The sequence below is a fragment of the Pantoea sp. 22096 genome, assembly GCF_052045955.1.
Classification (GTDB): domain Bacteria; phylum Pseudomonadota; class Gammaproteobacteria; order Enterobacterales; family Enterobacteriaceae; genus Pantoea; species Pantoea alfalfae.
On the sequence record NZ_JBQEPW010000001.1, the window covers coordinates 1,244,173 to 1,257,339 of the forward strand.

The following is a 13,167-nucleotide window of genomic DNA, read 5'->3' on the forward strand; positions in this document are numbered from 1 at the left end:
CATTAGCTCTTACTCAGCGCATAGTTCAGCACTTTGTCATTTTTCATCTGCACGGTCAGCGTCTGCCCCTCGGTGGTGTTCAGCGTGCGCGCCTCGCTGTAGGTCCACTTCAGCAACCGCTGACCGTCCGGATAAGGCGTCTCACTGTCAGGCTGACCAAACAGCGCGATCAACTGGGCTTTAGTCGTCTGACCGGCATGAATTTGCTGCAGATTACGGCTGTCCAGCCGGTGCCCGACCCGGTTAGAACAGGCGGAAATCAGTAGCAGCAGCGTGACTAACAGAACGCGTTTCCTCACGTAATATCCTTTTGATATGTTCAGTGTCGCCGGTCCTCCAGCGTGACCGGCGCGATCGCGCTTAAGCTTATAGCGAATCCGCGCCATCCGGCAGGGTTTTCTGAACCTGCCTTCCATGATTTCCCCCTGTCAGAGGCCGATTCCAGGCAATTAACGCAAATTAATGCGCCTGAACCGCCTGCCGCCCTGCGACTGCAACATCTTAGTCTATGATTACTCTCTGTATGCCGCGTGGAAGCGGTCTCACTTTTCCCTTCCCGACGCACCACGCTGAATACCAGTCCAGCTTCCTGGCTGAAGAGGCGCGCCAGCCCACCTGGCATCCGGGTCTCACTGATAGCTTTACGATTTTTTGACGCTTGCGTCATCGACATCCTATTCGCGCGATGGTCACCATCGCGTAATTCCAGGCTAAATGAGGCAACTGAATGGAATCCAAATCTTTTTCTAAAAGTTGGGGCGCTGAACGGGTTGCCAGTGACGAGGTGCGTTTCCGCCTCTGGGCAACCGGTCAGCAACGCGTGACGCTGCGTCTCGCCGGTCAAGACATTGAGATGACACCGCAGGCTGACGGCTGGTTTGAAGCCCAGGTCGCCGGTGTGGCGGCGAATGCCGAATATGATTTTGTGCTGGCAGATGGTACGGCAGTGCCCGATCCCGCCGCCCGCGCCCAGAAAGCGGAGGTCAACGGTCCCTCACTGGTGATCGATCCTGACGCGTATCAGTGGCAGAACATGGGCTGGAAGGGTCGTCCATGGACAGAGTCAGTGGTCTATGAATTGCACATCGGCACCTTTACCCAGGAAGGCACCTTCCGGGCGGCGATTGAGAAACTGCCAGTGCTGGCTGAGACCGGCATCACCATGATTGAAGTGCTGCCGGTGTCGCAGTTTGGCGGTAATCGCGGCTGGGGCTACGATGGCGTGCTGCTCTATGCACCGCATGCCGCCTACGGATCACCCGATGATTTCAAAGCTTTTATCGATGCGGCGCACGGTCACGGCCTGTCGGTGGTGCTGGATATCGTGCTGAACCACTTCGGCCCGGAGGGCAACTATCTTCCGCTGCTCGCGCCAGACTTCTTTCATAAAGAGCGGCAGACGCCGTGGGGCGCCGGTATCGCCTATGACGTTGATGCAGTACGCCGCTATATCGTGGAAGCACCGCTCTACTGGCTGCAGGAGTTTAATCTGGATGGCCTGCGCTTTGATGCCATCGATCAGATTGATGACCCGAGCGAAAAGCATGTGCTGGTTGAGATTGCCGAGCGCATCCGCGCCACCATTACCGATCGCCCCATTCATCTCACCACGGAAGATTGCCGCAACGTCACTTTCCTGCATCCGCGCGACGAAAACGGAGACGCTCCGCTGTTTACCGGCGAATGGAACGATGACTTCCACAACGCCGTACATGTGCTGGCAACCGGTGAAACTCACGCCTATTACCAGGATTTCGCTGAACAGCCGGCACAGCGGGTGGCGCGGGCGCTGGCAGAAGGCTTTGTCTATCAGGGCGAAATCTCAAAGCAGTCGGGTGAGCCGCGCGGCGTGAAGAGCAGCAGTCAGCCGCCGGTCGCCTTTGTCGACTTCATCCAGAACCATGACCAGACGGGCAACCGTGCGCAGGGCGAAAGGCTGGTCTCGCTGGCGGGTGCAGAGCGGACGCAGGTGCTGCTGGCCATGCTGCTGGTCTCGCCACACATTCCGCTGCTGTTTATGGGCGAAGAGTATGGCGAAACCCGACCGTTCCTGTTCTTCACCGATTTCCACGGCGATCTGGCTAAAGCGGTGCGTGAAGGTCGCGCCCGCGAGTTTGAAGGCCATGCCGGTCACGGCGAAACCGTGCCGGATCCTAACGATATCACCACCTTTGAACAGTCGAAACTTGACTGGCCGCGTACAGAAACGCCTGAAGGTCAGCAGTGGCTGGCGCTGACGCGTCATCTGCTGGCGCTGCGTCAGGAACATATTGTGCCGCTGCTACAGACCGCTGGTGGTGATGCCGGGCAGATAGTGAAAACAGCAGACGATTTCCTGGCGGTGCGCTGGGACTTCCCGCTGGGCACGCTATCACTGGCGCTGAACGTTGGCGACAGCACGCAGCCAATCCCGGATTTGCCGGGTGAAACGCTGTTTGCCTGGCCGCAGACCGCAACCGAACTGATTCCCAACGCTATCGTGGTGCGTCTGGCTAAGAGAGAAGCAGAATGACTATTCCAACCGCAACGTACCGCATCCAGTTCCGCAATGGCATGACCTTTGACCGTGCGGCGGCGTTGGTGCCCTACCTGAAACAGCTGGGCATCAGCCATCTTTATGCCTCGCCGATCTTCAGCGCTACCGCTGAATCAACCCACGGCTATGACGTGACCGACGTTAACCAGATTGAGCCGTCGATTGGCGGCCGGGAAGGTTTTGACCGCATGGTGGCCGCGCTGAAAGCGGCCGGGCTGGAGCTGATCCTCGACATCGTGCCTAACCATATGGCCGCCTCGCTGGAGAACCCGTGGTGGCGCGACGTCATTGAGCATGGCCAACAGAGTCGCTATGCCACTTATTTCGATATCGACTGGTCACGCCGCCTGACGCTGCCGTTCCTCGGTGACACGTTTGAGGCGGTGCTGGAAAACGGTGATATCAGCGTGCAGCGCGATCCGCAGACCGGTAAACCGGCGCTGGCCTACTTTGACAATTTCTATCCGCTGAAACCTGAGACCTGGCAGGATCGTGAAGAGGCGGTACTCGCCCTGCGCGATGCCGCAGAGATCGCCGAGCTGCACGACCAGCAGCCGTGGCGACTGATGTCATGGCGCGACGCACCCAACGATCTCTCCTACCGTCGCTTCTTTGAAGTGACCGGTCTGGTCGGCGTGCGCGTGGAAGACAAGGCCGTCTTTGATGCCGCTCATCAGCTGATCCTCGAACTGGTCCACAGCGGCGCGGTGCAGGGATTGCGCGTCGACCACGTGGATGGTCTGGCCGATCCGCGCGGCTATCTGGAGCAGTTACGCCAGGCTGCCGGTCCCGACTGCTATCTCACCGTGGAAAAAATTCTTGGTGACAATGAACAGTTGCCGGACGAGTGGCCGGTCTCCGGCACCACCGGTTATGAGTTTATGGCTGCACTCGCTAATCTGCTGGTCGACAGCGAGCGCCTGAGCGGACTGCGTAAAGCCTACCAGGCCGTGATTGGCAAAACCGTCGACATGAAAGCGGAGCTGCGTGCCGCTAAGCTGCTGATGGCCAACCGCAACTTTGCTGGCGAATTTAACCGCTTACTGCAACTGGCACTGAAGATTGCTGAGGCAGAAGGCACGACTCAGCCGGAAGCAGAGCTGAAAAATGCCCTGCGTGAGCTGCTGGTCGCGTTCCCGGTTTACCGCACCTATGGCACGCCGGAAGGCCTGACGCCAGCCGATACCGCGCTGCTGGACCAGGTGGTCAGCCAGGTCAAAGCCAGTGCACACGCGCCCGACACACAGGCGCTCGACTTCCTGACCCGCATTCTGCGTGCAGAGGTGGGCGACACGGCTCGTGACGATGCCACGCAGTTCCGCACCCGCTTCCAGCAGCTGACTGGTCCGCTGATGGCGAAATCCGTCGAGGACACCCTCTTCTTCCGCCAGCATATGGCGCTGGCGCTGAATGAAGTCGGCGCTGAGCCGCTGGCGCGCCACTTCTCGCTGGATCAATTCCATGCGGAAATGCAGGCGCGGCGCGAACATCAACCCGATGCGCTGTCGGGCACCTCAACGCACGACACCAAGCGCGGTGAAGATGCCCGTGCGCGGCTCTATACCCTGACCGAAGCGCCACAGCGCTGGGCGGCGTGCGTGAGCCGCTGGCGGGAGATGAACAGGGATCACGTCGTACGCCTGAAAGATGGCCCGGCACCGGAACCGGCGGTTGAGTGGATGCTGTATGAAGCGCTGGCCGGCGTCTGGCCGACCACCCTGCAGCCGCAGGATGCGGAAGGTCTGGCGGCGCTGGAAGCCCGCTTTGTGGTCTATGTTGAGAAAGCGATGCGTGAAGCCAAACTGCGCACCGACTGGGCCGACAATAACGATGACTATGAAGAGGCGGTGCTGAGCTATGCCCGTCATCTGCTTGCGCCCGGCAACAGCACCTTCCTGACTGATTTCTGTCAGTCGCTGCAACCCTTTATGCGCGCCGGACTGGTCAACAGCCTTACCCAGACCGTTGTAAAACTGACCGCACCTGGCGTACCCGATATTTATCAGGGCAGCGAGGCGCTGGACTTCAGCCTGGTTGATCCCGATAACCGCCGCGAACCCGACTTTGATGCGCTGGCGGCGATGCTTAACGCGCCACAGCACGATGACAGTGAGACGCACTGGCTGCGCGGTCAGGTCAATCAGCAGGCGATTGTAAAGCTGTTAACGCTGCGTCAGCAGCAGCCTGCGCTGTTCCGCCACGGTGACTACCTGCCGCTGTCCGCAGAGGGCGCGCAGCAGGATAACGTGCTCGCCTTTGCCCGCACCCATGAGGATCAGGCGGTCATCGTGATTGTCTCACGCCGGGTTTTTAACGCATTGCCGGAGAATCTCGATCAGCCGTCTGAGGCGCGCTGGGCTGATACGCATATCGCCCTGCCCGCGGCACTCGGTCAGCGCGGCTATCAGGATGTGCTGAGCGGTAAAACCCTCAATGCAGGCGACCCGCTGCCGCTTACCGCACTGGCGTCACAGTGGTGCGCCGTGCTGGTGGCACAGTGAAGTCAGAAAGAATTTGTTTATTACGCGTCAATCTGTTCATTGAATAACGAGGCATAAATGTCAAACAGTCAGCGTTTTGAAATTACGGCGGGTTACAGCCATTTGCTGGGGGCCAATTTTGATGGCCAGGGCGTGAACTTCGCCCTGTTCAGCGCCCACGCCGAGCGGGTTGAACTCTGTCTGTACGATCCCAGCGGCAAAACGGAAATTGCCCGGCTGGAGCTACCGGAATATACCCATGAAGTGTGGCACGGCTACATTCCAGGTCTGAAGCCCGGCGCGCTCTATGGCTATCGCGTCTATGGCCCTTATGACCCGGAAAATGGTCACCGCTTTAACCCGAACAAGTTGCTGCTCGACCCGTACGCCCGTGAACTGGCGGGCGACATCGCCTGGAACGAGGCGCACTTCGCGTACGATCTCTACCATGACGATAAAGATCTGACGTTCGACACCCGCGACAGCGCGCCGTTTACGCCAAAGTGCCGGGTGATCGACCCTGATGAATTCGACTGGCAGGATAAAAACCGCCCGAATGTGCCGTGGCCGAAAACCGTCATCTATGAAACCCACGTGAAAGGCTTTACGCAGCTCAACACCGCACTGCCACCTGAAATGCGCGGCACCTTTGACGGCATGAGCCACAAATCGACCGTTGACTACATCAAAAGCTTAGGCATTACCTCGGTCGAACTGCTGCCGGTGCACTGGTTCCCGGACGATCAGCACCTGCTGGATAAGGGGCTGAAAAACTTCTGGGGCTACAACACGCTGGGCTTCTTTGCGCCCGCGACCCGCTACTTCGGGCCGCGCGGCATTCAGGGCTTCCGTGACATGGTGCGTGCCTTCCATGATGCCGGTATTGAGGTCATCCTCGACGTGGTCTACAACCACACCGCCGAGGGCAATGAACTGGGGCCGACGCTATCATTTAAAGGCATCGATAACTTCTCCTATTATCGTACGATGCCCGACCAGCATCGTTACTACATCAACGACACCGGCACCGGCAACACTGTGAACACCTCGCATCCGCGTGTGCTGCAGATGGTGCTCGATTCACTGCGCTACTGGTCTGAGTCGATGCATATCGACGGTTTCCGTTTCGACCTCGGTACGATTCTGGGGCGCGAACCGGATGGCTTTGACCCGCGCGGCGGCTTCTTCGATGCCATCATGCAGGACCCGATCCTGTCGCAGAAAAAGCTGATTGGTGAACCCTGGGATATCGGTCCGGGCGGCTATCAGGTGGGCAGCTTCCCGCCAGGCTGGGCAGAATGGAACGATCAGTATCGCGATACGGTGCGTGACTACTGGAAAGGCAACAACGTCTCCACAGACTTTGCTGCCCGCCTGCTGGGTTCCGGCGATCTCTACGATCAGCATGGTCGGCGTCCATGGGCCAGCGTCAACTTTATCACCGCGCACGACGGCTTCACGCTAAACGATCTGGTGTCGTACAACGACAAACATAACGATGAGAATGGTGAAGACAACAACGATGGCCACAACGACAACCGCTCTTACAACTATGGCGTTGAAGGCCCGACCGATGACGAAGGCATTAACGCGGTGCGCGAGCGACAGAAACGCAACTTCCTCGCCACGCTGATCTTCTCCCACGGCACGCCGATGCTGCTGGCAGGCGACGAGTTTGGCCGCAGCCAGATGGGCAACAACAACGGCTACTGCCAGGACAGCGAAATCTCCTGGGTACACTGGGATAACCTGCCGGAATCTGCCGAGGCGCTGCGCGAGTTCACCCGTCAGATCCTGACATTGCGTGCTCAGCAACCGTTGCTGCGCCGTGAAAACTGGCGCGACGGCATGGATATCAAGTGGTTTAACGCCGGTGGCGGCTTCCAGCAGAGTGAGCAGTGGGATGAAGGCTCAACGCTGGGCGTCTATATCGGCCGGCCGGATCTGCAGACCGAGGAAGGCATCTGGCATGACGTCCTGATGCTGCTTAATCCGTTCGAAGGCAATGTGCCCTTCCGCATTCCACAGTTTGGCGAAGGCGGCTGGGTGCTGGAGCTGACCACCAGCGACGTGACAAAGCGGGGACTGGTGATCACCAAAGAGAAGGATTTCGAGCTGGAAGGACGCAGCTTTGCCCTGTTCAGACGTCCCTAGTCACTGAACAGGTTAAAAATCAGGCATCAGGCGCAGCGCATTTCGCGCTGCGCTTGTTTTTTTGCAGATCGTTGCCAGGCTTAACCGGTTGTTAACAGTAAGAATTGATGCTGATAAGGAGGCATAATGTCCAGATTTACACAGAAGGTTGTGGTTGTGACAGGTGCCGGATCCGGCATTGGCGAAGCCAGCGCAAAGCGCTTTGCTGAAGAAGGGGCATCCGTGGTGCTGGTAGGACGCACCCGACAGAAACTGGAAGAGACGCTGGCCGAAATGACGGCGGGCGATCATCTGGTGGCTGCCTGCGACGTCTCAGAAGCCGAACAGGTTAAACAGCTGTCAGAAACGGTGCTGAAGAAGTATGGCCGTGTAGATGTGCTGGTAAATAATGCGGGCGTTATCGTTCAGGGTCGCATCCATGAAGTCGACCTCGACGCATGGAAAACCCTGATGAAAACTGACCTCGACGGCGTTTTCCACGGTGTTCACTACTTCATGCCAGCGCTGCTGAAGAGCAAAGGTAACGTCGTCAACATTTCCTCCGTTTCCGGCTTAGGCGGCGACTGGGGTATGAGCATCTACAACGCAGCTAAAGGGGCGATTACCAACTTCACCCGTGCGCTGGCGATGGATTACGGTGCGGATGGCGTGCGGGTCAATGCTATCTGTCCCGGATTCACCTTTACCGATCTCACCGAAGATGCCAAACAGGATCAGGAACTGCTGGAGCGTTTTTACGATCGTATTCCGCTGCGCCGTGCCGGTGAAGCGGATGATATTGCTCGTGCGATTCTCTTTATTGCCAGCGATGAAGCCAGTTATATTACCGGCGTCAATCTGCCGGTTGATGGCGGAATTACCGCCTCAAATGGCCAGCCTAAGCAGGCATAAGTATCAGGGCAGCGTATTACGCTGCCTTTTTTATTCTGAACGCCCCGCCCTGTTAATTCCTTTTATTCTCTTTTACTGCTGCCATTTAATTTCAGCAATCAATGTTTTGGCGTGTGGCGGGTTGGCGTTGCCGCCCGGGCCGGTTTAATTGCCGTGCTGATTGTGGTCGGGCAAATAAAGGTGCTCAGACAGGCATTACACAATATGGCATTAGCGTGATGGACTTTCGCCACCGCCAGCGCCTGCTGTCGGGTATAAAGCGAACCAATAAAAACGCGTTTATCGTTCTTTGACAGATTTACGCAACCTTCTTTGTGTAAAATCCATCCACCCATGGGACGCGGGCACAGATAATAATAGCTGGCTTTGAGCATGGTAGTCATCCTGATAGTTGCTGTATGTATCGTAAAAAACGAACCAAAATTCGTAAGAGTTTTTATTTGTAATCTGAAGCTTTATTAAACTAACTGAGAATTATCCCTAAAACCACTTTATTGCGTAACTCAAACCGACTTTGAGAATATGCCCTTTTCAGCCACGATTATCGCTTCAGTCATTCAGCGCGCTTAAACTTCCCGCCCCGCTTTACAGCCCCGCTTTCATTTAGGGTTCTAATGCATCAATAAAAAGCCAGCAATCCTAATAATCGTTATAAAACAGTCATTTATTTGAAATTTCACTATAACCAGCCTGATATGTCACGGCCGTTATGATTAGAGCCACAACAAACGATATTACTCGCCGCAGGGGTACTTATGAGTATTGATAAACTGAGGCTGAAAAAGTGTGAAAGCGGCAGAGCGCCTCTCTTTTAGCGAAGCGCTGATACAGGCAGAGTCAGGGGTTTATCAATACCGGCGGGAGTAATTAACCGTAACTGGCTTGAAAAAGTAAAACGATCGGTTTACTTTTAAGGAATGAAAAAGAGAGACGATATTCTTCAGGCCGCCGAGCGGCTCTTCTATACCCATGGCTTCCACGCCACCAGTACCGATCAACTCTGTCGCGAAGCGGGCGTCTCAACACGCACGCTTTATCATCATTTCGCCTCTCGCGAAGCACTTACCGCCGCGGTGCTTGACGCCCGCGAGCAGCGCTTTATGGCGGAACTGTTGCCAGCGCAACAGCCTGAGGCAATCGCGCATCTGTTTGCAGTGCTGAATGAGTGGACGGTAGTAAACGGCGCGCGTGGCTGCTTCTTTCTGAAAGCCTGGGGAGAGTATGCCGAGCGGGATAGTGAGCTGGCATCGCAGGCACTGACCTTTCGCGCCACGATGCGTGCTTACATTACGCAATGCGTGACGCATCTGCGCGGCGGCGTTAATCAGCAGCTGAGTGATGCCATCTGGATACTCTTTGAGGGGGCGATTACCACAGCGCTGATTACCGGTCCTGACGCTGTGCGGCAGGCGGAACAGGTCGCCAGCCAGTTATTGCAGAGTGGTGCGGTCTGATGAGGTCACCCGCCACGCTGGCGCTGACAGGCTTTAGCCTGATTGCTGTGACTTACGGCATGGCGCGCTTCTCGTGGGGGTTAATGCTGCCTTCGATTTCAGCAGATATTCCGTTCAGCCCGCAGCAGGCGGGATTATTGTCAGCCTGCAGCTTTGTGGCCTACTGCCTCACTATTCTCACCGCAGCCGCACTGGCAGACCGCTATGGTGCCCGACTGACCGCGCTGCTGGCGGCCCTGAGTGCAGCATCAGGGCTGCTGCTGCTCGCCTGTGCCTCCTCACCACTACTGCTGGCGACAGGACTGTTTGTTGCAGGATTGAGTTCAGGGCTGGCATCGCCCGCTCTGGCCGCGGCAGTCAGTAACCGGATTGCGGTTGCCGATCAGCCGCGCATCAATACCCTGATCAACGCCGGCACCAGCGCAGGTATCATTCTGACCGTGGTGATCCTGAGCGTGCTGCCTGGCGGATGGCGGGCCGCCTGCCTGCTGTTCGCCCTGCTGTCACTGGCCTGTCTGCTGCCGGTGATGCGCGTGCTGTCGGTTCATGGGGCTGGTCGCGCCGCCCGCGTCACCCGCTGGTACCAGCGTCTTTACCGTCGCGCGATGCGGCGGCTGATGGGCATAGCGTTAATGTCGGGTCTTGTCAGTGCGGCCTGGTGGAGCTTTGGGTCGGCGCTGCTGCGCCAGCATGTCGGCGTTGATGCAGAGACCGCCCGTTTACTCTGGCTGGTTGCCGGAGGTGCAGGCATTGTGGGTGCCGCAACCGGCCCGGTCGCTGCCCGTATCGGGCTGAACGCGGTTTACCGGCTGTCATTGTGCGGAATGGCATTGCCACTGCTGGTTCTGGCCTTCAGTCACGGTGAATCTGCCGGTTTACTGATTGCGGTGGCCTGCTGCGGCGCAGGTTACGTCACGCTGTCGGGCGTGTTGCTGGTGTGGGGAGCACAGGCCACAGCTGAAGAGCCCGCGACAGGCGTCGGTATCCTTTTTTTTATGCTGGCAGCTGGTCAGGTCGCAGGATCGCTGCTGTTTGGTCAGCTTTACGCCGCGCTGGGTGCCATTACGGCATTAACGCTGTTTGCACTCAGTGCCCTGCTCCTGCTGTTTATTACACCGTCGCAGAATAGTAACGCATCAGATAAATAAGACGTTAATAATTAAAAGCAGCATAAAGCCGGGGAGTTAACTGGTTATATTATTTGCCAGACAGCGTAAAACAGAACTGTCCGGCTCATCAGGAATAACCATGTCACTTTATAATTAAACGGATAAAGGCAGCACCGACGCTTTTCAGATCGCGCGGATATTTTTAATTCGTGGATTGACCTTCTGCTGAAGCAAATCTTCATCGGGCCCCAGATAATATGGCACCGCACACTGCTTACCATCTTTGGTGAAAATAATCTGATTATCCTGCAGGAATAACGCTGTGAAATGGCCCAGCACGACCCCATTTAATTCGAAGCAGTGATTTCGTGCTGCACGCAGCCCCTGCTTACTATTCAGAAAATCAACAAATCGCATCACGCTGCGCCTCCCGTGAATTATTAACCCTATCGGAACGGCACAGATAATAGCCTTAACCACGGCATGAATCATCCGGCTAACGCTGTTTTCAGAATAGGCTTAACCGCCATTCAGTAGCGGGACTCAACCGGCAGGAATGAGTCTCTCTTTTTCGCCAGGAATAGTCCTGGAGGAAGCGCCCATAATAAAATTGCTAATGCGCACGAGAATTACATTGCGCGCTATGAGCGCCCGCTATACCGTTGTTTTCCAACAGGTGCAGCCGATAAGGGCAAAACCCCATGATGGAAATTTTTGATGCAGATGAACGCCATATCCCGGCGATTCAGCAGATCTACGCCTGGCATGTCCTTAACGGCACCGGCTCATTTGAGACCGTGCCCCCTGACGCTGCAGAGATGGGCGAGCGAATGCGTAAGATTCAACAGGCGGGGCTGCCGTGGTTCATTGCTGTCAGCGACGGCGACGTACGTGGATTTTGCTATCTGGCACCTTATCGCCCGCGCTACGCCTACCGGCATACGCTGGAAGACTCGATTTATATCGATCCCGGCTTTCAGAAGCGTGGTGCCGGCTCACGTCTGTTAGAGCATGCCATTGCCTGGGCTGAGCAGGCAGGGTTTCGTCAGATGATCGCCAACGTGGGCGACAGCGAGAACCAGGGGTCGATTGCCGTGCATCAGGCAGCAGGTTTTGAGATGACAGGCATCCTGCGTTCGGTGGGTTTCAAACAGGGCCGCTGGCTGGATACCGTTTTCATGCAACGTTCTTTGGGAACCGGCGATACCACGCCGCCAGTTGATTAAAATAATAGCGTAAGAATAAGAAAGTCATACTGGCCCTCGTTTTCCCCAGGAGAAGCTTCTGGTAAAGTGCCTTAACAAAAAAATAAAAAAGTCGGGAAACCTTTATGTTGTCGACAATCATCTATCGCAGCCACCTCACTGAAAATGTGCAGCTCGAGACCCTGAATGATTTGGCGCGGAAAGCAAATAAAATCAACAAATCGTCCAATGTCACCGGAATTTTACTGTTCAATGGCACGCATTTTTTCCAGCTTCTGGAGGGTCCGGAGGCGGCAGTAAAGGCGGTCTATAGCCGGATTTGCCAGGATCCGCGCCACCATAATCTGGTCGAACTGCTGCGCGATTACGCCCCGGCGCGACGTTTTGGTCATGTTGGTATGGAGCTCTTCGATCTGCGGCTCCACGATCAGGAAACCGTGCTGGAGTCAGTGCTGGAAAAATGCACCACGAAATATCAGATGACCTATGCCGATCGCGCACTGCAGTTCCTGCGCACCTTTGTTGAAGCGCGCGAAAAAGAGAACTATTTCGAGATCCCTGCCGCCAGCGGCTGGACGTTTATTCGTAACGAGACAGAGCAGCGCGAAGGCGATGCGGCGCTGGTGGCTACGAATGAAGTCAGCTTTGCGTTTCAGCCTATTGTTGATCCCTTCGCCTGCGAGATCGTTTCGCTGGAAGCACTGCTGCGCGGTCCGCAGGGAGAATCGCCGCTCGACTATTTTGCCCGACTGACACGCGAAGAGCTTTATCAGGTCGATCTTCGGTCAAAAAAGATCGCCTTTGCTCAGGCGAAGAAGCTGGAGATTAAGGGGATGACCCTGTCGATTAATCTGTTGCCGATGACCCTGGTGGAAGTGCCCGACGCCGTTCCCTTTTTGCTGAATGAGATTGCGGCCCAGGGACTGGTGCCAGAGCAGGTCATGGTTGAGTTTACCGAGAATGAAATCATCTCGCAGCCGGAGGCATTTGAAGCCGCCATCAGGCAGCTGAAAGCAGCCGGCATCAGCCTGGCGCTGGATGATTTCGGTGCCGGTTTTGCCGGGCTGTCGCTGCTGACCCGCATTCAGCCCGACAAGATTAAGATCGACCGCGCCATCATCTCTGACGTGCATAAAAGTGGGCCCAAACAGGCAATCATTCATGCCATTCTGAAATGCTGCGCCTCACTGGAGATTGGCGTTATCGCCGAAGGCATAGAACAACCGGAAGAGTGGATGTGGCTTGAAGCCGCGGGCGTGACCCAGTTTCAGGGGTTCCTGTTCTCCAGGCCTGAACTGAATGGCGTTGCGGCCGTCGCCTGGCCGGAGCTGATTTAAC

11 protein-coding genes are annotated in these 13,167 nt (G+C 56.4%); 8 read left to right on the plus strand and 3 right to left on the minus strand.

Going from position 1 to position 13,167, the window contains the following annotated elements:
• Positions 1-2: 2 nt before the first annotated feature.
• Entirely contained in the window at positions 3-299 is a 297-nt protein-coding gene (locus tag ACTJKZ_RS05740; RefSeq protein WP_161732518.1) for a hypothetical protein, read from the minus strand.
• Between the two features lie 428 nt (positions 300-727).
• Between ACTJKZ_RS05740 and treZ the strand changes: the two genes are divergently transcribed.
• The 4 genes from treZ (at position 728) to ACTJKZ_RS05760 (ending at position 8,061) form a co-directional block, all read left to right on the plus strand.
• Positions 728-2,512 carry a malto-oligosyltrehalose trehalohydrolase gene (gene treZ / locus ACTJKZ_RS05745; protein ID WP_440829353.1) on the plus strand — a complete coding sequence of 595 codons (1,785 nt, stop codon included), beginning with the start codon at positions 728-730 and terminating at the stop codon, positions 2,510-2,512.
• Positions 2,509-5,037, plus strand: coding sequence for a malto-oligosyltrehalose synthase (gene treY, locus ACTJKZ_RS05750; protein WP_222924094.1), 2,529 nt, complete (start codon positions 2,509-2,511; stop codon positions 5,035-5,037). Before treZ ends, treY begins: the two co-directional genes overlap by 4 nt.
• 57 nt (positions 5,038-5,094) lie before the next feature.
• The gene (glgX, locus tag ACTJKZ_RS05755; protein ID WP_161732524.1) at positions 5,095-7,170 is read left to right on the plus strand and encodes a glycogen debranching protein GlgX; all 2,076 of its coding nucleotides are present in this window, start codon (positions 5,095-5,097) and stop codon (positions 7,168-7,170) included.
• Between the two features lie 126 nt (positions 7,171-7,296).
• Positions 7,297-8,061, plus strand: coding sequence for an SDR family NAD(P)-dependent oxidoreductase (locus ACTJKZ_RS05760; RefSeq protein WP_150038030.1), 765 nt, complete (start codon positions 7,297-7,299; stop codon positions 8,059-8,061).
• 98 nt (positions 8,062-8,159) lie between these two features.
• Here ACTJKZ_RS05760 and ACTJKZ_RS05765 read toward each other — a convergent pair whose 3' ends face one another.
• Entirely contained in the window at positions 8,160-8,435 is a 276-nt protein-coding gene (locus ACTJKZ_RS05765; protein WP_440829354.1) for a hypothetical protein, read from the minus strand.
• A gap of 543 nt (positions 8,436-8,978) precedes the next feature.
• Between ACTJKZ_RS05765 and ACTJKZ_RS05770 the strand changes: the two genes are divergently transcribed.
• Together ACTJKZ_RS05770 and ACTJKZ_RS05775 are read left to right on the plus strand one after the other, a co-directional pair.
• On the plus strand, positions 8,979-9,515 hold the full coding sequence (locus ACTJKZ_RS05770) for a TetR/AcrR family transcriptional regulator (protein WP_222924097.1): 537 nt from the start codon (positions 8,979-8,981) through the stop codon (positions 9,513-9,515).
• The gene (locus tag ACTJKZ_RS05775) at positions 9,515-10,663 is read left to right on the plus strand and encodes an MFS transporter (protein WP_161732528.1); all 1,149 of its coding nucleotides are present in this window, start codon (positions 9,515-9,517) and stop codon (positions 10,661-10,663) included. The genes ACTJKZ_RS05770 and ACTJKZ_RS05775 overlap by 1 nt, the downstream gene beginning before the upstream one ends.
• 144 nt (positions 10,664-10,807) lie before the next feature.
• On the opposite strand, the gene ACTJKZ_RS05780 is transcribed toward ACTJKZ_RS05775, so the two are convergent.
• The gene (locus ACTJKZ_RS05780) at positions 10,808-11,104 is read right to left on the minus strand and encodes a hypothetical protein (protein WP_237566675.1); all 297 of its coding nucleotides are present in this window, start codon (positions 11,102-11,104) and stop codon (positions 10,808-10,810) included.
• A gap of 224 nt (positions 11,105-11,328) precedes the next feature.
• Here ACTJKZ_RS05780 and ACTJKZ_RS05785 point away from each other — a divergent pair, with 224 nt between their 5' ends.
• A complete protein-coding gene (locus ACTJKZ_RS05785) occupies positions 11,329-11,850 on the plus strand; it encodes a GNAT family N-acetyltransferase (protein ID WP_161732561.1) in 522 nt (173 codons plus the stop codon).
• Positions 11,851-11,954: 104 nt separating this feature from the next.
• Positions 11,955-13,166 carry a diguanylate phosphodiesterase gene (locus ACTJKZ_RS05790; RefSeq protein ID WP_222924099.1) on the plus strand — a complete coding sequence of 404 codons (1,212 nt, stop codon included), beginning with the start codon at positions 11,955-11,957 and terminating at the stop codon, positions 13,164-13,166.
• The last annotated feature ends 1 nt before the right edge of the window (position 13,167 follow it).